Annotated in this window: 20 protein-coding genes; 5 read left to right on the top strand and 15 right to left on the bottom strand. The window is 41.0% G+C overall.

From position 1 onward, the window contains the following. Positions 1-48 precede the first annotated feature (48 nt). Complete coding sequence (gene ptcA, locus IGI50_RS16395; protein WP_010743806.1) at positions 49-1,068, bottom strand: putrescine carbamoyltransferase; 1,020 nt, start codon at positions 1,066-1,068, stop codon at positions 49-51. A 271-nt stretch (positions 1,069-1,339) separates the two neighbouring features. Here ptcA and IGI50_RS16390 point away from each other — a divergent pair, with 271 nt between their 5' ends. Further along, on the top strand, positions 1,340-2,305 hold the full coding sequence (locus IGI50_RS16390; protein WP_438777710.1) for a LuxR C-terminal-related transcriptional regulator: 966 nt from the start codon (positions 1,340-1,342) through the stop codon (positions 2,303-2,305). Between the two features lie 16 nt (positions 2,306-2,321). On the opposite strand, the gene IGI50_RS16385 is transcribed toward IGI50_RS16390, so the two are convergent. Further along, complete coding sequence (locus IGI50_RS16385; protein WP_010743808.1) at positions 2,322-3,299, bottom strand: hypothetical protein; 978 nt, start codon at positions 3,297-3,299, stop codon at positions 2,322-2,324. Between the two features lie 306 nt (positions 3,300-3,605). On the opposite strand from IGI50_RS16385, the gene IGI50_RS16380 reads away from it, so the two are divergent. Next, positions 3,606-5,000, top strand: coding sequence for an amino acid permease (locus IGI50_RS16380; protein ID WP_438777709.1), 1,395 nt, complete (start codon positions 3,606-3,608; stop codon positions 4,998-5,000). 80 nt (positions 5,001-5,080) lie between these two features. Here the strand turns inward: IGI50_RS16380 and IGI50_RS16375 are convergent, their stop codons facing one another. Continuing rightward, the gene (locus IGI50_RS16375) at positions 5,081-6,199 is read right to left on the bottom strand and encodes an AI-2E family transporter (RefSeq protein ID WP_028021133.1); all 1,119 of its coding nucleotides are present in this window, start codon (positions 6,197-6,199) and stop codon (positions 5,081-5,083) included. 234 nt (positions 6,200-6,433) lie between these two features. On the opposite strand from IGI50_RS16375, the gene IGI50_RS16370 reads away from it, so the two are divergent. Then, positions 6,434-7,624: an AI-2E family transporter gene (locus IGI50_RS16370; RefSeq protein WP_010743811.1), complete on the top strand. Its 1,191-nt coding sequence runs from the start codon at positions 6,434-6,436 to the stop codon at positions 7,622-7,624. A gap of 60 nt (positions 7,625-7,684) precedes the next feature. Here the strand turns inward: IGI50_RS16370 and IGI50_RS16365 are convergent, their stop codons facing one another. Next, a complete protein-coding gene (locus tag IGI50_RS16365) occupies positions 7,685-8,854 on the bottom strand; it encodes an aminotransferase class I/II-fold pyridoxal phosphate-dependent enzyme (RefSeq protein ID WP_438777708.1) in 1,170 nt (389 codons plus the stop codon). Next, positions 8,851-9,345: an Lrp/AsnC family transcriptional regulator gene (locus IGI50_RS16360; RefSeq protein WP_010743813.1), complete on the bottom strand. Its 495-nt coding sequence runs from the start codon at positions 9,343-9,345 to the stop codon at positions 8,851-8,853. Before IGI50_RS16360 ends, IGI50_RS16365 begins: the two co-directional genes overlap by 4 nt. A gap of 237 nt (positions 9,346-9,582) precedes the next feature. Between IGI50_RS16360 and IGI50_RS16355 the strand changes: the two genes are divergently transcribed. Next, positions 9,583-9,912 (top strand): hypothetical protein, encoded by a 330-nt coding sequence (locus tag IGI50_RS16355; protein ID WP_010743814.1) that lies wholly within the window; start codon positions 9,583-9,585, stop codon positions 9,910-9,912. 80 nt (positions 9,913-9,992) lie between these two features. Here the strand turns inward: IGI50_RS16355 and IGI50_RS16350 are convergent, their stop codons facing one another. The 4 genes from IGI50_RS16350 to IGI50_RS16335 all read right to left on the bottom strand — a co-directional run bounded on the left by IGI50_RS16350 (position 9,993) and on the right by IGI50_RS16335 (position 15,198). Then, positions 9,993-10,541 (bottom strand): hypothetical protein, encoded by a 549-nt coding sequence (locus tag IGI50_RS16350; RefSeq protein ID WP_010743815.1) that lies wholly within the window; start codon positions 10,539-10,541, stop codon positions 9,993-9,995. 97 nt (positions 10,542-10,638) lie between these two features. Beyond that, entirely contained in the window at positions 10,639-11,613 is a 975-nt protein-coding gene (locus IGI50_RS16345) for a TMEM175 family protein (protein ID WP_028021136.1), read from the bottom strand. Between the two features lie 88 nt (positions 11,614-11,701). Next, the gene (locus IGI50_RS16340) at positions 11,702-12,610 is read right to left on the bottom strand and encodes a DMT family transporter (RefSeq protein ID WP_438777705.1); all 909 of its coding nucleotides are present in this window, start codon (positions 12,608-12,610) and stop codon (positions 11,702-11,704) included. 197 nt (positions 12,611-12,807) lie between these two features. Further along, positions 12,808-15,198, bottom strand: coding sequence for a Xaa-Pro dipeptidyl-peptidase (locus tag IGI50_RS16335; RefSeq protein ID WP_438777704.1), 2,391 nt, complete (start codon positions 15,196-15,198; stop codon positions 12,808-12,810). Positions 15,199-15,409: 211 nt separating this feature from the next. Between IGI50_RS16335 and IGI50_RS16330 the strand changes: the two genes are divergently transcribed. Further along, positions 15,410-15,685 (top strand): zinc ribbon domain-containing protein, encoded by a 276-nt coding sequence (locus tag IGI50_RS16330; RefSeq protein ID WP_010743819.1) that lies wholly within the window; start codon positions 15,410-15,412, stop codon positions 15,683-15,685. Positions 15,686-15,904: 219 nt separating this feature from the next. Here IGI50_RS16330 and IGI50_RS16325 read toward each other — a convergent pair whose 3' ends face one another. From IGI50_RS16325 to IGI50_RS16300, 6 genes are all read right to left on the bottom strand, one after another. Next, entirely contained in the window at positions 15,905-16,270 is a 366-nt protein-coding gene (locus IGI50_RS16325; protein ID WP_010743820.1) for a PqqD family protein, read from the bottom strand. Continuing rightward, positions 16,263-18,182 (bottom strand): OPT/YSL family transporter, encoded by a 1,920-nt coding sequence (locus IGI50_RS16320; RefSeq protein WP_010743821.1) that lies wholly within the window; start codon positions 18,180-18,182, stop codon positions 16,263-16,265. The genes IGI50_RS16325 and IGI50_RS16320 overlap by 8 nt, the downstream gene beginning before the upstream one ends. Before the next feature lie 85 nt (positions 18,183-18,267). Continuing rightward, the gene (pepV, locus tag IGI50_RS16315) at positions 18,268-19,686 is read right to left on the bottom strand and encodes a dipeptidase PepV (RefSeq protein ID WP_010743822.1); all 1,419 of its coding nucleotides are present in this window, start codon (positions 19,684-19,686) and stop codon (positions 18,268-18,270) included. A 619-nt stretch (positions 19,687-20,305) separates the two neighbouring features. Continuing rightward, positions 20,306-22,924 (bottom strand): pyruvate, phosphate dikinase, encoded by a 2,619-nt coding sequence (gene ppdK, locus IGI50_RS16310; RefSeq protein WP_438777702.1) that lies wholly within the window; start codon positions 22,922-22,924, stop codon positions 20,306-20,308. A gap of 189 nt (positions 22,925-23,113) precedes the next feature. Continuing rightward, the gene (locus tag IGI50_RS16305; protein ID WP_438777701.1) at positions 23,114-23,614 is read right to left on the bottom strand and encodes a DUF1456 family protein; all 501 of its coding nucleotides are present in this window, start codon (positions 23,612-23,614) and stop codon (positions 23,114-23,116) included. Between the two features lie 108 nt (positions 23,615-23,722). Continuing rightward, on the bottom strand, positions 23,723-24,094 hold the full coding sequence (locus tag IGI50_RS16300; RefSeq protein ID WP_438777700.1) for a DUF1304 domain-containing protein: 372 nt from the start codon (positions 24,092-24,094) through the stop codon (positions 23,723-23,725).

Here is a 24,094-nt window from a genome sequence, read left to right as displayed (position 1 = left end):
ATGATTTTTACGTAAAGCTGCAGATCATTTCCGTCCTCACCTCTGAGTCTATAGTGCTTTGCCTAAAAAGACTTCCAAGTCTGCTTTGGCTGCTGCTTTTTTCTTTTCATCAATTGGGTTCTTCTCTGCATAATCGTGCATCAAGTACACCAGCAAGCCGCGAATCGAAGTCAAGCGATTTTCTGCTTCATCGAAACAAATTGAATTTGGTCCATCCATTACTTCATCGGTTACTTCTTCTCCTCGAGTTGCAGGTAAACAATGCATGAATTTCGCATCTTTGCCGGCACGAGCCATCAACTCATCATTTACTTGGTATTTTGGATAGAACGTGCTCATGCGCTCTTCTTCTGATAGTTCTGCTTCATATAATCCATACCACACATCGGTATACACAAAGTCTGAACCTTCAATAACCTCGATTTGATCAGAGACAGTATATGAGCCACCAGATTCTTTACAAATGGCATCCAATCTTGCACGATGGTCGTCATTCAATTGGAACCCTTCTGGACCAAATTGTACAAATTCCATGCCCATTTTCGTTGCGACTAAACCTAATGAGAAACATACTTGTGTCGCATCGCCAATGAAGGAAACTTTGCAGTCCTCGATTTTTTTGCCTTCAGGTAAATGCTCGATCATTGTACAAAGATCGCCTAATTCCTGTGTTGGGTGATTAAAATCGGACATGCCGTTAATGACTGGAATCGTCGCATTGTTTGCCAAGTCATAGACACTATGATGACGTTCTACACGTGCCATTAAAATATCGACTAATCGAGAAAGTACACGACTTGTATCTTCAATCGTTTCGTGTCCGCCTAATTGGATTTGTCCTGGTGCTAGATATTCAGCGTGTCCGCCTAATTGCGTCATCGCTGTTTCAAATGAAACTCGAGTTCTCGTAGAAGATTGTTGGAAGATCATGCCTAACACTTTATCTTTTAATAATGGCGGATAAAAACCGTTCTTAATAGAAGCTTTGATTTTCAATGATAAATCAACGATGTACTGAATCTCCTCCTTCGTGTAATTTTCTGTTGTAATAAAATCTCTCTTTGCCATGTTGACGCCTCCTAAGTAATTTGTTTGCTTTACATCCCATACTTTAGAGAGAAAATCCCAAGTTTACGATAAGCTAAAGGATGTAAACGCTATCATCTGGCTTATCACCTGTTTTAAGCTGGTTTATTTTTGGATGTAAACCTTTTATTTTTCAAGGGTTTAGAAAAGTTTAGGTAAAAGTTTAGCGTATTTTGACACGAAGAGAGAATAAATGATGTTATACTTAAGTTGAGAAATGAGATTTTTGATCCTAAATGAAAGGGGATTCAATATGATAGCTATCTTCATTTATAATATTCTTTTGATCATTCTATATTCCATCACTATGGCGTTTGCAATAAATTCCTATCTAAAAGAAAAGAACAAGCTGTTTTTGCTGATCAGTCTCTATTTGGCCTTCTTCATTTTTGACAATATCATTATTTATATGACCGAGTTCATCAACTCCTTCGCTCAGAGCTATGACCAAGCGTTTATGAGTGCACCTGCTGTCAAGACCATCATTTTCATGGGAAATGCCTTTTTCTCTGTCTCAATTATTGCGGAATTACGAAAAGAAAAACTGAAAACACTCCATTATGGTTTATTAATCATCTTAGCAGTATGGATGATCACCACGCCATTAATGCCCAACTCAGCCTTTAAAGTCTGGCTTTATTATTTGGGGAATCAAGTGTTTCTCTTCTATTTAGGCTTTTACTGTTGGCGCGGCACAAAGAAAGAGCTTCCTGACTTAAACAAAGGCTATTTAAAGAAACTCACGATCATTAATATCCTATTTAGCATCTTAATCGTGATCGAAGACAGCTTCGTCATCTTCAATGTTGATCAATATAGCTCGCTTGCTACGAAGATCAATAATCGGAGCCTCTCAGAAGATATTTTTTCTATCATCGTTTGTCTCTTACTGCTGCACTTCTTCTTGAAGGAGCGTCAAGTAGATGGAGAAACGTCACCAGAAGAACAAGAACAATCGATTCTGATCCAAAGATTTTGTCATGCTCACCAATTCACGCAAAGGGAAACAGAAATTTTTGAATTGCTGCTGTTCCATCATACCAATCAGGAGATCGCTGATCAGCTCTTCCTCTCATTAGGAACGGTCAAAACGCATGTCCACAACATTTTTATTAAGCTGGAGATAAAAAAACGAACGCAGATTTTCGCATTGTTTGAGGACTTTCAGGCCTCTACAAATGAAAAGATGACACTAAAAAAGAGCAACGACTTTATGTAAGGTCGCTGCTCTTTTTTTAGTCTCCGTCTTGATGATGCTCCTCTGAAGAACTGGAGCTTGAGCTTGATGAGCTAGAGGATCGAGAAGAATCTGACTCTCGCGAACGAGACTCTGACTCCGATTTTTTCCGAGAAGACTCATCATTTTTGCTATCTTCGATCGAATCGAGGATCTCTTTATAGGAATCATAGGTCTCCTGTTTCTCAGCCAAATCTTTTTTTAGTTCATTTAGTTCTTTTGTTCGTTCAGCTAGTGCCTTCGCTTGGCGTTCCTGATAGCTTTTCTCTGCTGCTGCCATTGAAGCGTCGCTTTGCTGAATCTGAGCTGCAAAGCTGCTGTTCTCGTTGGACAATTGATTTTTAACTGGTTCCAATTTATCTAGCAATTGCTGCTTGTATTTTCCATCAGGTAAAACGGCTAATGTTTTCACGCCAGCTAAATAATCAGACAAGGTCAAGCTGTCTCCCTTATTTAGCAGATTCGTCACGTCGCTCTCCGCATTCGTGAAATCCTTCGACTGAGTCTCCGCAATGCGTAAAAGCATGCTGATATCTTGTCCCCAGTCCTTATCCTTCGCGGTACTTTCACTCAACTGGTCCTTCAAATTTTTAATCTTTTCCTGTTCAGGGTCTTTCAAAATTGGATGTGCAGACAAGTCTAATCCATTTAACACGTCACTTTCAAAAAGCTGGTTCAATGCCTCTTGAATCTCAAAGTTTTTCTTAGCATGGTCAATGTCTTCTAGCGTTTGACTCTCACCTCGTTGATTTTTTACCTCTGTCGCCAGATCATCAAACGCATCCTTTGAGATGTCCGCTTTAAAATAGCCTGCCTTTTGATCTTCATACAGGTCGGCTAAACGCTCATTCAGCACTTTCTTGGTCTCTTTTTCTGACTGGATCATTTTCTCTTGGTAGATGTGATAGCTTGCAAAACTTACGGCGCCAAACACAACCAGTCCTAATACTACCCAACCGATTGTTTTTTTGTTCAAACCGGCTCCCCCTTATTTGTTTTAGTAAAGTCCTTTTTCGAAAAGCACGAAAAAGAACGCTTCATTTGATGTTCCATTCTCTCTAGATTAATCTTGCAAAAAAATCTTGGCAATTTGTCAATATTATAGCATTTTAATCCTGGCAAAGTACAAGTGATAGGAAAAACTTTAGTAACTCTTTTTATTTTTATGTTATTTTACAATTATTAGAAAATTCCAGTTCTTCAGCGTACTCATAGAAAATGTTTCACCCTCAGATTGGTTTCTGATACACTCATTCTATTCTTAAAAAAAGGACTGATTCTATTGGAAACACATGAAGAATTGGATAGAGGATTGAAAAATCGCCATGTCCAATTAATTTCAATTGGAGGCGCTATTGGTACAGGACTCTTTCTCGGCGCCGGAAAAACCATCCAGCTGACTGGTCCTTCCATTCTTCTTTCTTACACAATCACCGGCTGTATTATTTTTTTGATCATGCGAGCACTGGGGGAACTGATGCTCTCAAATTTGAAATACCATTCATTTTTAGATTTTATCGCAGATTATTTAGGAAATAAAGCGGCTTTTGTCACTGGCTGGACCTACTGGTTTTGTTGGATCGCCATCGCCATGGCGGACCTGACCGCGACTGGGATGTATGTCAGCTATTGGCTGCCACATATTCCTCAATGGTTGCCGGAAATCATTGCGTTAGCTTTACTACTCGGTTTGAATCTTGTCGCAGTAGGACTTTTTGGCGAAATGGAATTTTGGTTTGCCTTGATCAAGGTCGTCGCGATCATCGCTCTCATTATCGCTGGCGCTTTTATGATCTTTACCGGTTTTAAGACTAGCGCAGGTTCCGTGCGGATCAGCAACCTATGGCAGCATGGCGGCTTCTTCCCAAAAGGAGCAAATGGCTTCGTGCTCTCCTTTCAGATGGCGACCTTTGCCTTTTGTGGTGTTGAACTGGTGGGACTGATCGGCGGAGAAACCTCTGATCCTAAATCCGTACTGCCTAAAGCAATCAATACGATTCCGCTACGCATCATTTTATTCTACCTAGGATCACTTTTCATGATTATGTCAATCTACCCTTGGTCAAGCTTGTCTGCGGATCAAAGTCCCTTCGTTCAAGTCTTCTCCGAAATCGGAGTTGCGGCAGCGGCCTCGATCGTCAATTTAGTTGTCCTTAGCTCTGCCATGTCTGCCTGCAACAGCGCCATCTACAGTACAAGTCGGATGGTTCGCTCGTTGGCACAAGAAGGCAGTGCACCGAGTAGATTTACAAAATTAACACGCAATCGTGTGCCAGGAAATGCGTTGGTTTTCTCTACACTCGTCATTTTTCTCGCGGTTGTCATGAATTTCTTTGTCCCAAGTCGGATCTTTACAATGATCAGCTCGATTGCCACCATCTGTTTTCTCTTTATTTGGGGAATGATCGTCTTTACCCATATGCGCTATCGGAAAACAAACTCGAAATTGGCGAAAAAAAATACATTTAAACTACCACTTTTTCCCTATACGAACTATCTAGTCTTTTTATTTCTCGCCTTCGTTTTGTTCGTTCTAGCATTGGCGGAAGATACCCGGGAAGCACTGATCTTCTCACCCCTCTGGTTTCTTGCTCTTTTGGGAATTTACCATGTGAAATTCGAAAAAAGGAAACCGATATTCAATAAAATTTTTCATCTTTTTGACAACCAAAAGTGAAATCAGTTATTTTTTCTATATATACCACTTACAATAAAGATAGCCCTCCAAGTTTATAAACTTGGAGGGCTATCTTATTTTTACCCTTCTCCGCCATCCTTGAACAGATGACTTTCTCGGCGAAGTTGGTAGATTTTATGAATGTTGATAATCAATGTTTTGATCACTGCATAAACGGGAATGCAGATCAACATCCCGACTATACCAGCGACACTTCCCGCACCGATTAAAACAAGAATAATCGTTAATGGATGGATGTTCAATGACTTGCCAAACAGCAAGGGTTTGATCAAATTCCCATCTAATTGCTGAATCACCAACACAGAAAGGACCATATAAAGCGCCTGTAACGGCGAAATAAATAATCCAACGATGATTGCTGGCACCGCCCCGATAAAAGGACCGACATAAGGAATGATGTTTGTAATTCCGCAGAATAACGCCAACAGCAAACTATAGGGCTGCTTAAAGATCGTCATAGCAATAAAGCTTAAGATTCCAATAATGAAAGCATCTAGAACCGTACTGCTGATATACGCAGATAAGGTTTCATTCAATTCTCGTACCGTTTGACGCAGTTCTTTTCGGATAGACAATGGAAAGAATTGCGATATAGCATCCAAAAACTTATGCCCATCCTTGAACATAAAGATCAAAATAAAAGGAACCGTGAACAGCAACACGAAAAATTTCATCGCAAAGCCAACGATCCGTGACAAGCTAGACGTCACACTGACAATTCCTACTTTGATCAAATTATTGATCGTCAAGTTAGCTGAAGCAAGCTGTTCCTCAAGATTAAAATTTTTGAATTCATCACGCTTAGCCAGCTCGCTGAGCCAACGACCTGATTCTTCCGCATAAACAGGCAGGTTTTGCGTTAGTTGAACGGTTTGCTCAATGACCTTCGGAACGGCGTTCATCATAATCAGAACAATGATAAAGGCGATGACAATAAAGGACAGGAGAAACCCTACAACCCGCGGCAAACCACCTCTTTCCTCCAAAAATACAACGATTGGATCGAACATATAATAGAGAAAACCCGCAACCAGTAATGGCAGAATAATCGCCGAGATCATCCCCAACACTGGTTCGAAAATGTTAGGCATTTGCAGTAAAAAATAAATACCAATAATAGTCAAGACAATCTCCGCTGTCCAAAAGAACAACTTCGATTGTTTAAAACGTGTCAGCATAAACGCCTCCTTAAAAATTCTTATCCCCCAAGGATATGGCTTCATCTTATCATTTCTTGCAACAAGTAAGAATGCTTTTTGTAAAATTAAAGAAGAAGTTTTATAGAAAATTCAGAATTCTTCAGTAAAAATAGTGTCCCTACAATTTATTGGTTAAGCAAAAGATTAGTAAGCCTATTTTTTGTACAGGTTTTCTTTCTCCGTTACAATAAAAGAAAAAAGGATTTGATACAAATGGAACGACCATCGACAAAAGCGACCCGTTGGATCAAGTTTATCGGCGGCCGGAACCTTATCTTTACCTTGTTTGCCGGTGTCTTATTAGGCGCTTTAATTTTTGTTTTCTACCATGTACGGTTTATCTTCAATCCCCTGCTGATTATTTTCAAAACAATCTTTGCCCCTATTCTGTTGGCCTTGATTTTATACTATCTACTAGATCCAATCGTCAATTTTTTTGAGAAAAAAGGCATCAAGAGAATCTTCTCCATCTTAGGAATCGCCATTGTTTTGTTGCTGCTTGTCGCCGCTTTTAGTGTGTGGGCCGTTCCCAAGATTTACAGTCAAACGGCTAATTTAATGAATGATTTTCCGAGGCATGTTGATTCTTTTAATTTGACCTTGCAGGACTTGGTCGCTGGGACGCTATTGGAAAGTCCTATCGAAGAGGTTTTTGGTTCGTTAGAAGATCTCGTGTATCAGGTCATCAACACCTTATCGGATTCTTTGGGTGATATCCAAAGAATTGTCGGTGATTTGTTTTCAACCGTTAGTGGCTTTTTCGTCATTTTGTTTACTTCACCGATCATTGCTTTTTTTCTATTAAAGGATGCTAAGCAATTTCATCGTTACTTTTTAAAGCTGCTGCCGCCTAAATTTCGGGAAGACTCTAATGAACTGGGCGCGATTTTGAACAGTCAAGTGGGTGATTATTTGAAGGGGCAATTTATCGTCGCTTTAGCAAATGGCTTGATTGTATTCGCTGGTTTTTTAATTATCGGTATGCCCTATGGCTTACCGTTAGCAATTTTAGTCACGATTACTTCCGTGATCCCTTACATTGGACCGTTCATTGCTTTTGTTCCCTGTGCAGTGATCGCGGTACTTCATTCCTTCCAGATGCTAATTGGCTTAATCATTGTCTGGATCGTTGAACAAATTTTGAACGGAAACGTGATTGAGCCAAAGGTTTTAGGTGATCAACTGAAGGTTCACCCAGTCACGATCGTGTTGGTGTTACTGGTGATGGGCAATCTATTTGGATTATTTGGCCTCGTTTTTGGCATTCCAACCTATACGATTTTTAAAGCTTTTGGTGTGTTCCTTTTCCGCAAATTCAAGCAACGCTACAACCGTTATTATGGTGCGGACGAAGGCGAATATGAGAATACCGAGTTTTCCCAAGAAGAATACCCTAATAACTAAGAAATCTGTCCAGCTTTGGACAGATTTTTTTCACAAAAAAAGAGCAGATTTCTCCACTCTTTACTGCTCTTTCAACCGTGTCACGAAACGTTCTAAACGTTGAATCGCTTCTTTTAATTCATAGATCGAATAGGCATAGGAAAGGCGTAAAAAGCCTTCGCCGCTTTTTCCAAAAGCCGAACCGGGAACGACTGCTAGCTTTTCTTCATCCAATAGACGCAACGCAAACTCCTCGCTGGTCAGTCCGAATTGACTGATTTGCGGGAAGAGATAAAAAGCGCCCTTCGCCTTATAGCATGGCAAGCCCATCTTCTCTAACGCATGGTGCAGATAGTTCCGCCGTTCTTCATAAGACAGACGCATCGGTTCTACCGTCTCCTGCCAATTGTTCTTCAATCCCGCTAGTGCTGCGTATTGACTAGCTGTTGGTGCTGCCATGATCGTGTATTGATGCAGCTTCAACAATTGCTCCATAAACATTTCTGGACCGGCCATAAAGCCCAAGCGCCACCCTGTCATCGCAAAGCCCTTAGAAAACCCGTTGATGACAATCGTCCGTTCACGCATCCCAGGCAATTCAGCAATACTGGTAAAAGGCTCATCATAAACCAGTTCCGCATAAATCTCATCTGAAATGACTAGTAGGTCGTGCTTTTTCACGACATCTGCGATCTTAATCAATGCCTCGCGATCCATCGTACCGCCTGTCGGATTGTTAGGATAAGACAAGATCAAAATCTTGCTTTTATCGGTCAATACCGCTTCCAACTCTTCAGGGGTCAGCATAAATTGGTTCTCTGCTTTCAGATCGATCGTCACTGGTGTCCCGCCAACGATTTGTGTGATCGGCTCGTAGCATACAAAGCTCGGCTGAGGAATAATCACTTCATCACCTGGATCAACAAAGGTACGGAGCGCGATATCGATCGCTTCGCTTCCTCCTACTGTCACCACAATCTCAGTCTTGGGATCATAAGCAACCTTGTTCCGAAAAAGCAAATAATCACTGATTTTTTCACGTAATTCGATTAGACCAGCATTCGCGGTATAGAATGTTCGTCCCTCTTGAATCGAACGAACCCCCTCCTGTGTCATGTGAGAAGGCGTATCAAAATCCGGTTCCCCCACCCCTAAGGAAATCGCGTCAGGTTGTTCAGAAACGATATCAAAGAATTTTCGAATGCCTGAAGGCTGAATATCCGTAATTTTTTTCGTTAAAAAGTTTCTCATGGGCTCACCTGAATTCTAGGGTCGGAGTCATCTTGATACATATCAATGCCCCACTCCTTGTATTTGTCTAGTAAGAAATGCGTCTGCGTCCCTGAAACATCAGGAATCGACGCTAGATTGGTAGAGATAAATTTCGAGATTTCTTTAATATTCCGCCCCTGCAGCAGCAAAATAAAATCAAAGCCGCCGCTGACAAAAAAGAAGGACTTCACTTCAGGGAATTTACGTACCCGTTCCGCGATTTCACGATAGCCATCCTCCCCTTTTGGAATCGTTTGTACCTCAACTAACGCTTCAATCCAATCATCCTCTACTTTATCCCAATCAATCAAGGCCCGATAGCCGCAAATAATTTTTTCTTCTTCCAGTCGTTTGATTTCTGCAGAAACGATCACTTCATCTTCGCCTAGCATCACCGCGTATTCTTCCATACTTAACCGACAGTCGGATTCGATCAGCTTTAATAATTGCTTGCGTTTACTTTGTTCCATATGAACGTCTCCTTCAATTTACCTATTTATTAGGTAGTTTTAATCTTTCATTTATTATTCCCAAAAAAATTTAAACTGTCAAATAATTTTGAAAATTTGTTCCTCTCACTATAAAATTTCTTTATCTATGGAAACTATCATAAAAAAAACATTTTTTTATAACACAAAGAGGCGGTTTCATAGTACAATAAACTGGATGAGCAACAAGAAAAATGCGTTGAGGCAGGAGGATTGGGAATGGAACAAGTAGTTGAGCTTTTTATTGAAAAACAGCGGCAGCGGTTAGCAGATGGCAAGATTCGCCAAGAGGAATATGAGGCGTTCTTGGATGGGATCAATGATGCCCTTTCATTTTTAGGGATGCATTATGTGAATGGGTCGGAAACGGTTGAGAAGGATGATCGAAAGCCTGCAACCTTTAACGAGATCGAAGAAAAATATAAGAAATTTCGCGAAGTGGCGATGTACAAGAATAGCTTCTTGCGCGTGTCAGATATCATTAAGCATTCCGGTGAAATGACTGATGAACTGAAGAAGATCACCAACACAATCAAAGAAGAGCTTTAATAACCAACCTTAAAGAAGCGAAATCTCGCTTCTTTTTTATAGCTCATTTACAAAAAATAGACCTAGCGAACCCGCCAGATCTATCCCTTCATTAATAACTCATTATAAAATGCTTGTCCAATTTCCTTCAGTTCACTTTTATTAAAGGATTTCACGATCCAAGTAGGCATAGGGATTTCGACTGTGCTATAAATCTCAATCATGACCTGAATAAAGGCTTGTACGTTCAATTGATCAATCGCTTTTCGCAATCGTCGAGCAGGCTCTAATAACTGACTTTCCATTTTCCGCCCTCGATACTTACGATAAATCCTTCGTCCCTCTTCTGCAGCCAACGAAAACAGCGGCTGCTCCTCCGCAATCGCCTGTAAACTTTCCTGCTTATAGCGATCATATCTTTGCTGCCATTTCAAAAGCTCACCATAGACGACTTCGATTTTCTGTTGACGAACCGTCGCCAGTGCGCTATAAAAATCAATCGGCAGCTTTTCCACACGCCGTTCCCGTTTGATCCAAGTAGCTAAGGTGGATTGAGGAATCCCCGCAAGTTTGCCAAATTGTTCAACAGTGATGCCTAGATCGCGACGAATATACATTTTAATTGGATGTTCAATGAATGCTCTTGTCATTTTGCCACCTATCTCTCCTGCGATATTTATACTTCATTATATAATTAAGACTAAAAAAATACCAAGGCGAAATGTCTCTCACATCTCGCCTTAGTCCTTATTTTTCTTCTTTTCGTCCTAAGCGTCGATTTGTCCTATCCTTCTCCTGATTTAAACGCTGCTCCGTCTTTGTCTTTTCCTGATCTAGGCGACGCTCCGTCATTTCCTTCTGAAAGGTCATCCGCTGCTTCTGTTTTTCTAAACGGTCGATCTCATTTTCTACTCGCCGCCGTTCCTTTTCATCCAATGAAGATAGACGCTGTTTCCGATCATTGATCTCATTATTGATACGGCCTTCCCAATCCGCCATTACTTGCTTCCAACGGTCAGGATCCTGATCCTGATTCGCTATCAATGAATCCCGTAGTAATGTTGAGTAACGGCGCATCGAGTTTCCCCAGACTTGATTCCGATCCTGAAAATAATCGGCTTGCTGCTGATCGTCCAAAGCAGCAACCAGATTGTCCTCCTCCCGATCAATGATATTCTGCAAGAAGGCTAAAATCGGTAAGATCAGATAGATGATCAATGCTGGTCTTACGTAAAATAAACCAAAAATCAAGACGAGAACCCGAAAACCAATAGCCAGCAAATCTTGCTTGTTCAACTCATTGATTCGCCGTTTCCGCTGCTTCTCTTCTTTAAATGCTTGAGCTGTCAACGCTACTATCAAACGACGCATGATTCCTGTAACAATCAATGTCAAAACACCATAAATCAAGAGCGTTTGCTTTGTTGTATCCTCAATTAGCAACCGCGTAGCCGATGGAACTAATGACAAGAAAAATAGCAGCAGTAAATAAATGACTAGCTCTTTATTCTTCACCTGATCGATTTTGTTAAAAGCATACCCCGTCTGAAACCATAAATTTGCTACAAAACAAAAACTTATAAAGTAAATTCCCACCGCTCTAAATAACGAGTACAGATCAACTGCCCCATTTGCAGCAGTTTGAATCGGTAATTCTAAGACGATGATCGTCAATATAATCGCAATGATGGCATCGCCAAAAACAACCACGCGCTCCTTCATCTATTCCACTTCCTTTTCGTTCTTCTGACCTATCATATACCAAGTAACTAAAAAAGAATAACGATAAGGGGAGCTTATGAAATTATTTTTACTCGACCCGTTCCTCCTTTGGCAAAACCTGTTTATCTGACAAACGAGTCAATAGGAGAACAGAACCAATAACGACTGCAAAACCAATGATTTGAACGGCGACGAAGTGACTATTGAACAAAACAACACTTAATATCGTCGCCAAAATTGGCTCTACCACTGTCAATACACTTGCCAGCGAAGCCTCAATAAAACGTAAGCTCGATAACTGAAACAAAAAGGGCATTGCTGTTCCGAAAACAACGATACTTGCCACTAAAGCAAGCGAGTAACTATCCATTTGAAATTCCGGATGCCAAATCGGGCGAATGGGTTGAAAGGCCACCCCTGCAATGAGCATGCCCAAGCCAGCAATTCGCATCTCGCCATACCTTACCAGTAGCTTTCGCGGCTGCAGCGTGTAAAACGCTAACGTGACCGCTGAAGCCATTCCCATTGCAAAGCCCATCGTTGAAATATTCAGTGTCTGAAGGTTTCCTTCCGCCACAATCAAAAAAACACCGACGAAAGTCGCGACCATCAATAGGACTTCTAAAACATTGATTTTCTTTTCCTTATTAAAGACTAAAAAAATAAAAATGAAGATCGGACCTGTAAATTGCAAAATCGTTGCAATCGCAGCCCCGCTATATTGGATTGCCTTAAAATACGTATACTGCACCCCTAACATGCCGATCAAAGAAAATAGCAAGAGGCCCACAAAATCCCTCGTAGAAAATTTTCTTCGCGGAGCCTTTGTTTGAAATGCATTTAATCCTGTTAATAACACTCCCGCCGTTAAAAGACGGACACTCGCCAGCCATTCCGGCGAAACCTGATATTCTTCAAAAAGAATCTGACACATGATTCCCGACAGCGCCCATAAAGCCCCCGCCGAACACGCTAAGCCAATCCCCCTAAGCTTCATTGTCTGCTCCTTTACTATGGATTTAATGATAATTTGCATTCTCTCATTTTACCAATAAATAATTATTACTTTTCAAATGAAAATACTAGGTGAAACAAAGAATTCTCTTCATTATAGCATTCATATACAAATCCTCCAGATCCTTTTTTGCCAAAAAAAACAAGCCCAATAATTTGGGCTTGTTAGAAAGCTTTTACTTACTCCCCGATCGGCAAAATTACCTGTGAATCTGCTAACTCTAGAGTATAGGTGATATCCTGATTGCCACGAACCGTCATTCCAAAGTCTGTCCCATAAACGGCTAGACCGATTTGACGCCCTGCTGGTAGATGATACATCGTCGGATGAAGAGCCACTTCCACCTCAACGAATTCATTCGCCTTCAGATCATCATTTTTCCAAGGGTTTTCACGATTCTGTAAATTAATGTGGCCGCGACTGATCAGCTTGTAATCATCCTCTGCCCCAAGCTTAAATTCAACCAAATTATCCTCGCGCCAATTTCTGCCTAATGGCAACCCATGGAGAGCCACTACATCTGGCACCGGCTTCAAACGTTTTGCCGTACCGAAATCAATCAACTCAAAGCTTAACATTCCAAGATCCACACTAGAGGCAACCTTGATTTTCACCTTTGGCCGACCATTTAAAAAGATTGCTTCATTTAAAGCTTCAGTCTTCGCTAAATAGCGATGCCCGCTCATGGCGCCGTCTTCCTTCAATTCCTTCTCCCAAAGATCAATATTTTTTGTATAGCTTTGGTATTGTTTTTCCGGTAATTGATCATTGAATGAAACTTGACCTAACACAGTGTTTTCAGATAATTCCTTTTCACCTAGGTGATACACTTTTTCACTTACTGGAGTCCAGTCCTTTAGACTTTCCCAAGTTTCTGGAGTGGTATTGTTTTGATAAACGATATCAGGCAAGATTTCTTTGGCTTTGTTTTCCACGCCGTAGAGCTTATGACTCAACCATAAGTTCATCATATCTTGGAAATCCAATGACGGCATATTATTGATATAAATGTGCTGTCCTTGATGAAGAATCAATTTCTTCTCCACTGGCACTTCTTTCAAAGCATCCCATAGATCAGCGACCTGACGCGGCTTCACGTTCCAGTCATTCAATCCATGAACCATCACCACATCGCATTTGATGTCTTTGATAAACGGCAGATAATTGCGTTCATCCCAGAAGGTGTTGTAATTGCCTGTCTTGCGATCCTGAAGTTCCGCCATCTCCTTTAAATAATCTAAGAAAAATTTCTTGCTGTGAAGGTAGTCTCCGGCGTTACGCATCTTGCTGAAGGTCTCGATTGCCAGCACATCCGCGTCCTCTCCCGGGAAGCCGCCAGGTGCGATGACTAAGCCGTTGTCACGATAATACTGATACCAATCAGAGATCGCCGCTTCCGAAATAATTGTCTCAAGTCCATCCACTTGGCGGGTCGCACATGCCGTCGCTAAGGTCCCTAAGTAGGATTTCCCAGTCATCGCAACTTTTCCGTTACTCCACCAGGCTTTAATGGCGATATTATCGGTCCGATTGGTAAAGGCGCGACGATTGCCAGCCAACCATTCAATATAAGCTACCATCGCCGTCGTTTGTTCAACAGAGCCGCAGGTTTGAATCCCGTCAGAGTCTCTCGTTCCGATCCCTGATCCATACACTACCGCAAAGCCGCGAGCCAAGAAGAAATCATTCAAGCTATGGTTATTCTCGCGAACAAAGGTTTCGGTCGCATGAGTCGCTTTGCCCTTCACTTCTCGTTCTGCTGGTAGATCTGGCTCTACTGGTTGGTATTGAATTTCTTCATAGGTTGTTTCAGTCGGTTCTTTGCGTTCTAATGGCACATTCACATCATAGGTCAATTCTTCACCAGCAGGACCATTCACTCCTTGGCTGTAAGGACTAGCGGTAAATAAAGTTGCGACCTGCAGCCCTGCTTCTGTTTCTGCTGGTCGTAAAATTTCTAATTTCAAAAGATCACGCTTGCCATCTTGATCCGTATCCAACGGGGCTTCCACATAGACAACTTCACGGATCAGGCGTGAGGTATCAAAGACCGCTTGTGCTTTTCCATTGAAGAAGAACGGCTTGCTAACCTCTTTGTTCTCATAAAAGCCCTCAGAAGCTAATTTATCTAAATAGTTCAAACCATTTTTCGTATGGCTGGTTAATAACAAATACCACGCCTCAATCACTGTATTTTTATCGGAAAAATCGCCGTCGATCATGGAAATACCAATTTTTTCAGCCTCATCAAGAACTTTTTTAGGCTCGAAATCAATTGTCGGTTCGAAATCTAACTGCTGCAACCCCATTGTATAAAAAACTTTCTTAGTCAAAGGAGTATTCATCTGATAAAAAACGGCTAGATCTGTCGTTTCGTCTGCTAAGAAATTGCCCAGCTTACTAATAAATCCGCTCTCTTCCTTCACAGTTAAAAAGCTCTTACGTAAAAATTCAAACCACAGTTTCGTTGCGTCTTTTGCTGAATCGATTGTCAGAAAGCCCGCCTGGGTCAACTCCTTCTTCGCTTCTTCAAGTGAGACACGTTTTAAACCAAATTGATTGATTTTCATTTACTTCTCTCCTTTTTCATCTTTGCATTTATTCCAGATAAAGCAGCTGCAGCATCATTTTTCTTCATCACTCGCACAAAAAAAATAAAGACAATAGAAAAGCTGTATTAGTTCTGCTTTTTTTCTGATAAAATAATTATAACAAATCCTTTTGACCGGTTTGTTAAAGTTTAATGAAAACGATTACTAGTTTTATTAAGGAGGATGACCAATGACAGAAATGACTTATTGCCAAAGCTGCGGGATGCCCTTAACCGAAGGAACACACGGGACTGAGCATGATGGAGCAAAAAGCAGCGAGTACTGTCTATATTGCTACAAACATGGGGCTTTTGTAGATGACCTCACCATGGAGGATATGATCACTATCAGTATTAACCATATGAAGGAAGCAGGAATCTTAGCAGAACAAGGAAAAACCGAAGAAGAAACGTTAGAATTTTTGAACAGCTTCTTCCCAGATCTGAAGCGCTGGAAAAAAGCTTAAACGACTTAGATAATTTATTGAACTCTTGAAAAAGGTGAAGACCGATCAACTAAAATTGATTGGACTCCACCTTTTTTTCTAATAATAGCTTGGACAGCGGCAAGTTGCCCACGAATAGGAACAACGATTAAAGAAAAATGATTAACGTAAAACATTCTAACAAAAACCTAACAATAAAGGAAAAAACCACTTCAAGCGGATTGCTTGAAGTGGTTTTCCTTATACTAACTCAATATATTTTTCATTCTTCTCTAAATGATGTAAATAAATCAATAATCGATCGTACAACTGATTATTGGCTTCCTCGATGGCTGCGCCAAGGTTTTCGCCAATTTCTTTGACTGTACGCTTCCCATCAATTTGTTGAAGAATAAAACTGCCATATTTGTCCAGCTCCATCTCAGTGGTTTCTGGAATCTTGTAATGAATCTTGCGTAAGACTCGTTGGATCCAGGCATTTTGTTCCGTGATAACAAAGACGATGCCGTCACGTACTTCATAATGCAAGCCTTCTTTGATGCGATAGACACGTTCTAACAGCTCTTGTGTTTCAGGGTTCACAGCATTTGGCTGTTGATTAGTCATTGTGTTTCACTTTCTTCACACTTAACAACGGCGCAATGATTGCAACGATTAAGATCGCTAGCAATAAGAATGCGGACCCGTTAGACCCTAAGAAGCCAGTTGGTGTTCCAGGTGTTACGACACCAGTTACTTGTAAAATAATTCCGATCAATCCGATGATTGAACCACCAGCGATTAAACCAGATGACAAGCTGACACCTAAAGTAATACGTTCTTCTGCAACTTCTTCTGTTTCCTTCTTGTTCAATACATCGATCAATTGACGGATCAACGCACCAACTAAGATGATTGAAGTTGTTGAAATTGGTAAGTAGAAACCAATCGCAAATGTCATGATTGGCACTTTCATGAAGTGTAACACGATCCCCATTACTGCACCGGCAATTACCATGTGCCATGGCAATGAACCAGATGTAATACCTGAAGTCAATGTTGCCATTAAGTTCGCTTGAGGCAAACCAAATGGAGGGTTAGAACCAGTGATCGCTAATTGTGGAGATAAGATCACCATCATACCAGTAACGATAACCACACCGACAATATTAGAGATCAAGAAGTAGCGACGGCCTTCGTTGAAGTTTCCGCCCATTACGAAAGTAACTTTTTGTGATTGTGAATAACCACCAGCTACTGAAATTGCAAGTACGATAAATGTACCAAACATTAATAATTGTTGTGTATTTTCAGCTGAAGTCCAGCCCATCATAACAAAGACTAAGGTCAAGATTACCATTGAAGCGATCGTCATACCAGATACTGGCAAGTTTGACGTACCGATCGTACCAGTCAAACGGCCTGCAACGATAACGAACAGGAAGCTTAAGATAATTGACAATAGACCACCAACAAGTGCCATTGCAACACTTCCAGTAATGATGAAGCCCATTACGATACCGATAACCGCACCAACGATTAATGGAAGCATGCCGCCGCCTTCTTGTTCAACTCCATCTTTACGACCTTTTAAGGTTGCAGAGATAGAAGAAATGATGGTTGGGATCAGTTTGATCGCGCCGATCAATCCACCAGAAATCATCATACCTGCTCCGATGTATTTAACATAAGAACCAGAGATGACAGCGAAGTCTGATGCACTCAATAATTGAGCCGCATTGTCCCAGACATGGGCATTGCTGTTAGCCATTTCCATGAAGTAACCAAGTAATGGAGCGATCGCGAAGTTCGCTAAGATCGAACCAGCAAACATCAAGACAGAGACATCCATCCCAACGATGAATCCAATACCCGTTAATAATGGGTTTACTTCTGTTTCAAATTTCCATTTATAGAAGCTTTCATTGACATAGCTGATTACATTGTTCATAATACCGAACACTGAACCTGTTAAAGCAGTTAAAATCCCACCGATACCAAAACCGATACCCATGTATTTCAATGAATCGCCACCAGTATCAGAAGCAACCAATGTTTCCGAAATAGCCATTGCTTCAGGGTAAACTAATTTACCGTGTTCACTAACCAACATGTAATCTTGAACGATTGAGAAAACACCGACACCTAGTAAGACAGCACCGATACCTAACCCAACACCTTCGATGAAGTTCACTTTACCGCCAACTAAAATTACGGCTGGTAATACGAAAATCATCCCTGATGCGACAGATTCCCCACCACTTGACATCAATTGCAATAAGTTCTTCCCTAAAATAGTTTTAGGTTTTACAAATAGAGCGACTAGCCCTGATCCAATAATTGCACCTGGGATACCTGCGGCTACAGTCAAACCAGCCTTCATACCTGAATAAGCGGTTGATGCAGCGAATAGTGCAGCTAGCAAAATACCTAAAATCATGATGATTGGTGAGCCTGATTTTTTAGGCTTATCAGCTACATACGGGACATAATCTTTCCCTGCTACTCCACCAAAAGCGTCTTTTGAGAGTTTTTTCATTATCTTTGAAATTCCTTCCTTACTATCTTTTCCCCAACGAGATGAGGAATCCTGTAAAGACAGGATTCCTGTCTCTCATTACCGACTATTTAACTAAGCGATAAATAGCGTCAGCATAAATAGCTGTTGCTTTGAACAAGCTATCAATAGGCATAAATTCATTTGGCTGATGCATTACGTTTTCTTCCCCTGGGAACATCGCGCCGTATGCGACACCACGTTCTAGGATTCGACCGTAAGTACCTCCGCCGATTGATTCTTCGTGGCCTTCAAGACCCGTATGTTCTTCGTAAACGTCCAATAAGGTTTTCACTAATGGATCACTTGCTGGAACATAATGAGGAGTTTTCACGTCACCAATGATCGCGATTGAAACGTCTGCAGCTTTAAGGACTTCTTCCATGTTAGCTAAGATGGTATCTTTGTCGATGCCTTCTGGATGGCGAACGTTGATCGTAATCTTCTTGTCGCCTTCTGCAGTATAATCGAACAAGTTCGCTGATGAAGTCGTTTCACCCATTACATCGTGTTTTGTGTAAGCATTGATTTTCTTACCGTTGTAATCTAAGTGAAGGTATTCAGCGGTTGTTTGAATATAGTTGGCACCATTGCCGTCTAGGTTGTAGTCAGCTAAGAATGCTGCTAAGAATGTTGCAGAGTTTACACCGAATTTAGGTTCTTGTGCGTGAGCACCTTTACCAATCACTGTAATAGTGATTTCGCCGTTACTTTCCGCGAACTCGCCTTTGATTTCAGATTTTTCAACAAATGCATCAAATGCAGCTTTCATGTCTGCAACTTTTGCTTCGTTGTTAACCTTAAGTACAGCTGTCGCATCCCCTGGTACCATGTTGGTCCGCAAGCCTGATTTGAAGCTTACAAGATCAAAATCACCAGCTTCAGCGTTGTCTTTGTTTGCGAAAGTCACTTCATAAGATAAGATTCCTTTTTCACCGTTGATGATTGGGAATTGTGCATCTGGAGAAAAACCAACTTTTGGCATTTCTTCCACTTCCATGTAACGATGAATTCCAACCCATTCACTTTCTTCGTCGGTACCGAAGATAAAGCGAATTTTTTTAGAAATCGGTAATTCTAAATCTTTGATGATGCGCATTGCATAATAAGCAGCGATTGAAGGTCCTTTATCATCGGCTGACCCACGTGCGTACAATTTCCCATCTTTGATCACTGGTTCGAATGGATCTGTATCCCAGTTATCATCGACAGGAACCACGTCAACGTGTCCTAAAAGACCAAACATTTCTTCTCCGTCACCGTATTCGATATGGCCGGCTACGTTTTCGATATTTTTCGTAACGAATCCGTCGCGATCGCCAATTTCTAATACTTTACGTAATGCGGCAGCTGGTCCAGGTCCAAGAGGTTCTTCTTTTGTTCCATGTTCCACGTCGCGAATACTGTTGATACGAATAAGATCGCCTAAGTCTTTCAGTAAGTCGTCTTTGCGCGCTTCTACTTCTTTTTGCCAATCAATTGTCATTGTTTAATCCCTGCTTTCTTTTTTTTGTAACAAGTTCAAGAACCTGTTAGATTCATTAGAAAGATCATGTCTAAATATAGTTTTCAAATTTTGACAGCTTAGAATAACCTTCTTAAAAAGACGAATTCACGGTCCCTTTTGAGGATGCAATACGTCAAAACAATCAACGGAAAAGACCGCTCATGAATGTCAAGATGTTATTCTATGATTCCTAATTCCGCAGTTTGTTTCACCTCCCAAGTCAGCATTATACCGTATTTTTATTCATAAGTCATTGTGAAAAAACCATCATTTAATAGAAAAAAGTTGATTTTCATTAAAAATAAAGTTTTCTCGTAAAGAACCTTTGTTATTCAAGCTAATCAAAAAAGAGGCTATTTTATTGTGACATGACATATTTAAAGCCTATAAGAAGTATAACGAAGGTTGTATCCGTTTACAAATTATATTTCATTAATTTAACTGCTTTGTTTCTCATTTATTTGTTATCTATTATTAATATTAAATTTTTGAATTTTCCAGATAATAACAAAAAAGAAACAACCTATCGAAAGGCTGTTTCTCTTTAAAATCATTTTGTTTTTTAACCAAAAACTCATATTACTGTTTTTTTATTTTCCTACTGGCCGTTCACTGCGGCTTGTGCCAATGTCATCTTCGCCTGCGGAATTCTGAATGGCGAACAAGAAATATAATCGATCGCTAGATGGTTTAAAAAGGCAATGGATTTCGGATGGGCCGCTGCTTCACCGCAAATACCAATCTTCAGCTTCGGATTGACACTTCTTCCACCTTCTATCGCAAGTTTCATCAAGGCACCGACCCCTGCTTCATCTAACACTTGGAACGGATCATCCGCAAAGATTCCCGTTTCCATATATTGATTGATGATTCGTGGTGAGTCATCACGGGATAGCCCTAAAGCCATTTGAGTCAAATCGTTGGTTCCAAAGCTGAAGAAGTCTGCATGTTTCGCGATTTCAGCAGCCACAAAACAGGCTCTTGGAATTTCGATCATCGTTCCGATTTGATAGTCCAGCACCTGTTTATACTCTTTCAGGCTTCTTTGAATCGCCTCTTCGATAGATGCACGAACACGAGCAAATTCCTCTGCATCAATCGTAAATGGAATCATGATTTCTGGTTGGATGGTAAACTCATTTTCCTTCGTTACCTCGCAGGCGGCTTCAATAATGGCCTCAGCCTGCATCTGATAGATTTCTGGATAGGCCACACCTAATCGAAGCCCGCGGAAGCCTAACATTGGATTGACCTCTGCTAGATTATCCGTTTTACGTTTCACTTCATTGAAAGTCTTGCCTAGCTCTTTTGCTACTTCGCGGCACTCGTCTGCACCTTTTGGTAAGAATTCGTGCAATGGGGGATCCAGCAAACGAATCGTTGTTGCTTTGCCTTTGGATGCTTCATACATAAACTTGAAGTCTTGCTTTTGCACTTCTTTTAGATTCTTCAATACTTCTACACGTTCCTTCAAACTATCCGCCAAAATCAACTGACGGAATTGCAGCAAGCGGCTCTTTTCAAAGAACATGTGCTCTGTCCGTGCCAAACCGATACCAACTGCGCCTAAAGCCATCCCGGTTTCGATATCATTCGGTGTTTCCGCATTGGCTCGTACCTTGATTTCCGCGTGTCGATCCCAAATCACATGCAGCTCATCCAGAGCCACTGTATTGGTCACTTCCTCCATTGGTATTTCACCAAAATAGATATTGCCACTTGTTCCATCAACAGATAGAATGGTTCCCTCTTCGATTACCTTGTCTCCGACAGTTGCTTTATTTTCTTCTAATACGTCTAAACGCTCACAGCCAACTACCGAACAAATGCCCATTCCGCGAGCAACCACTGCCGCATGGGAAGTCATGCCGCCACGACTAGTAATAACCGCTTCGCTGACTGCGATCCCTTCAATATCCTCTGGAGATGTTTCTTCTCGTACCAATACCACTCTTTCTCCGCGGGCTTTGGCCTCGGTCGCTGCTTCGGCAGTAAAATATGCCGCTCCTGTTGCAGCGCCGGGGCTAGCCGCTAAGCCGGATAAAAATGATTCATGCAGTTTTAGTTCTTTTTCATCAAAGTTTGGATGCAGTGCTGCTTCCAGATCCTTCGCTTCGATTCGGCTGATTAGTTCTTGTTCGTCAATGATCCCTTCTTTATAAAAATCCAATAGGATGGTTAATGCTGCTTTTGATGTACGCTTCCCACTACGAGTTTGCAGGATAAATAATTTTTCCCGTTCAATGGTAAATTCAACATCCTGCATATCATGGTAATGCTTTTCCAAGTTCTCGCAAATCGTTTTTAATTGTTGGAATTGTTCTGGCAATTCATCCGCTAAAACTTGGATCGGTTTTGGTGTTCGTACACCGGCAACCACATCTTCTCCCTGAGCGTTGATCAAGTATTCCCCGAATAGACCGGGATCGCCTAACGATGGGTTCCGTGAGAACACTACCCCGGTGCCCGAAGTATCCCCAAAGTTTCCAAACACCATCTCCTGAATGTTTACAGCAGTTCCCAAATCATCGCTGATACTGTGGAGGCGGCGATAGGTTTTCGCACGCTGATTGTTCCAGCTGCCAAAAACTGCTTCGATTGCTAGATACAATTGCTCAATCGGATCCTGCGGAAAATCACGCTGCAGTTTCTTGCGGTAGATTTCTTTGTACTCGCTTACAATTTGTTTCCAATGCTCTGCTGTCAGTTCATTATCGAAAGACAGGCCATTCACTTTTTTTAAAGCAGTAATTCGATTCTCAAAGTCGCTATTGTCCATTCCCATCACGACGTTTCCGAACATTTGCAGCAAACGACGATAGCAATCATAAGCAAACCGTTCATTCTGGCTATTTTCAGCTAAAGCTGCTACGGTTTGATCATTTAAGCCTAAATTCAAGACAGTATCCATCATACCCGGCATCGAAAATTTAGAACCGCTTCGGACGGAGACCAACAAGGGATTCTCCAGATCACCAAATTTCTTCCCTGTTTTAGTAGATAGAGTCTCAACAGCCTCCATCACCTGATCCTTCATTTCTTCAATCAGTTGATTGCCATGATTCAAATAATATAAGCATGCTTCTGTTGTAACCGTGAAGCCGGTTGGCACTGGTAGACCTAATTTTGTCATCTCAGCAAGATTGGCTCCCTTGCCGCCTAATAAATCCTTTTGTTCTTTTGAACCTTCTGAAAATAAGTAAACCCAACGATTCATGCGCTTCTCCTCTTAAAATAATTTTATTTAACCTGATTCCAGTGTAATACGATGATTATATAAAGTCAATAAGATGTTTATATAATTTTATTACGCACATATAAGCCGTGTTAAAAACCATTCTCTAGGATTGATTTGAATCTAGGTATAAAAAAAGACCTCTCTCCTAAAAGATTGGTCTTTCTAAGCTTACTCTCGATAATACAGGGCTAATCCTTTTAAAAAGTTCCGAGCGTATTTATCACCACAGGGTTTAAAATTGCGATGTCCTTCCTTTCGCAAAATTGCGCCAAGCTCGCCCTTAGAAGGATAAATCTCCGCTTCAGCAAAAATATCTAATAGATCGTCACTGGTCAGTGACAAAGCGATCTTCACCTTCTTCAATAAAACATTATTGATATGCTTGATTTCACCACTCTGCGGTTGCGGCGCTGGATTCTTTGGCTGCCCTCTTTTCAGCAAAATAAAGCCATTTAAAAATGCATCGAATGCCTGATTGTTCAGCATCTTCTCGTAGACATTCTTTTCAAAAGGTGCCTTCTCTTTGTCTTGTTCATACACTTTCGTCAAGAGAGCTCTTTCTTCTTCTCTAGAAATCTCCACGCCGCCTAATTGAAAAGCCTCTACAATATCGCTGTCCTTAATATCCAACGCGTATCTTAACCGCAGCAATAAATCGTTATTATTCATTTTTTCCTCCATACTTCCGACTAGTTTTCTAACTATACCATATCCTTCAGGAATCCTTCGCTAAATAAAAAAGATTCGACTAAGAAATCACTCTTAGCCGAACCCCTTTTATATTGATTGAAACAGAATAAGCAATGCTGTTACTGCTCCGGGTAATGCTTGGATCAAATAAATCATTTTGGTAACTGTTTTTCCGCCATAAAGACCGACAATGACTACGAAAAGATTAAATAGCAATAAAACCATCAAACGTACTTCCCCTTGAAACAGCAATAAACTTGTCAGCATCGCTAATCCTAAACAACCATTATAGATTCCCATGTTCTTCAAAGCGATTTGAGCATTTGCTTGAGTGACAAATTCATACGGCATATCAAAAGTTTTCGCCTGTTTTTCCTTTGATGCAAACATTTCTAAACCCATGATGACTAAATGAAGCAGTCCAATAAGTCCAGAAAGTAAAAAAATGATCCTTTCCAT

The sequence above is a fragment of the Enterococcus sp. DIV0170 genome (genome assembly GCF_051710765.1).
In the GTDB taxonomy this organism is placed as follows: Bacteria; Bacillota; Bacilli; order Lactobacillales; family Enterococcaceae; genus Enterococcus_A; species Enterococcus_A raffinosus.
The sequence above is the reverse complement of the archived record's forward strand: the minus strand, read 5'-3'. Positions and strand labels throughout refer to the sequence as shown.

What these genes read in the sequence shown, in the direction of transcription:
- IGI50_RS16370 (WP_010743811.1), top strand. Translation starts at nt 6,434, where the DNA reads ATGGAACGACCATCGACAAAAGCGACCCGTTGGATCAAGTTTATCGGC.
- IGI50_RS16350 (WP_010743815.1), bottom strand. Translation starts at nt 10,541, where the DNA reads ATGACAAGAGCATTCATTGAACATCCAATTAAAATGTATATTCGTCGC.
- IGI50_RS16335 (WP_438777704.1), bottom strand. Translation starts at nt 15,198, where the DNA reads ATGAAAATCAATCAATTTGGTTTAAAACGTGTCTCACTTGAAGAAGCG.
- IGI50_RS16375 (WP_028021133.1), bottom strand. Translation starts at nt 6,199, where the DNA reads ATGCTGACACGTTTTAAACAATCGAAGTTGTTCTTTTGGACAGCGGAG.
- IGI50_RS16340 (WP_438777705.1), bottom strand. Translation starts at nt 12,610, where the DNA reads ATGAAGCTTAGGGGGATTGGCTTAGCGTGTTCGGCGGGGGCTTTATGG.
- IGI50_RS16365 (WP_438777708.1), bottom strand. Translation starts at nt 8,854, where the DNA reads ATGAGAAACTTTTTAACGAAAAAAATTACGGATATTCAGCCTTCAGGC.
- IGI50_RS16330 (WP_010743819.1), top strand. Translation starts at nt 15,410, where the DNA reads ATGACAGAAATGACTTATTGCCAAAGCTGCGGGATGCCCTTAACCGAA.
- IGI50_RS16300 (WP_438777700.1), bottom strand. Translation starts at nt 24,094, where the DNA reads ATGGAAAGGATCATTTTTTTACTTTCTGGACTTATTGGACTGCTTCAT.
- IGI50_RS16355 (WP_010743814.1), top strand. Translation starts at nt 9,583, where the DNA reads ATGGAACAAGTAGTTGAGCTTTTTATTGAAAAACAGCGGCAGCGGTTA.
- ppdK (WP_438777702.1), bottom strand. Translation starts at nt 22,924, where the DNA reads ATGAATCGTTGGGTTTACTTATTTTCAGAAGGTTCAAAAGAACAAAAG.
- IGI50_RS16360 (WP_010743813.1), bottom strand. Translation starts at nt 9,345, where the DNA reads ATGGAACAAAGTAAACGCAAGCAATTATTAAAGCTGATCGAATCCGAC.
- IGI50_RS16345 (WP_028021136.1), bottom strand. Translation starts at nt 11,613, where the DNA reads ATGAAGGAGCGCGTGGTTGTTTTTGGCGATGCCATCATTGCGATTATA.
- IGI50_RS16320 (WP_010743821.1), bottom strand. Translation starts at nt 18,182, where the DNA reads ATGAAAAAACTCTCAAAAGACGCTTTTGGTGGAGTAGCAGGGAAAGAT.
- IGI50_RS16390 (WP_438777710.1), top strand. Translation starts at nt 1,340, where the DNA reads ATGATAGCTATCTTCATTTATAATATTCTTTTGATCATTCTATATTCC.
- IGI50_RS16305 (WP_438777701.1), bottom strand. Translation starts at nt 23,614, where the DNA reads ATGAATAATAACGATTTATTGCTGCGGTTAAGATACGCGTTGGATATT.
- pepV (WP_010743822.1), bottom strand. Translation starts at nt 19,686, where the DNA reads ATGACAATTGATTGGCAAAAAGAAGTAGAAGCGCGCAAAGACGACTTA.
- IGI50_RS16325 (WP_010743820.1), bottom strand. Translation starts at nt 16,270, where the DNA reads ATGACTAATCAACAGCCAAATGCTGTGAACCCTGAAACACAAGAGCTG.
- ptcA (WP_010743806.1), bottom strand. Translation starts at nt 1,068, where the DNA reads ATGGCAAAGAGAGATTTTATTACAACAGAAAATTACACGAAGGAGGAG.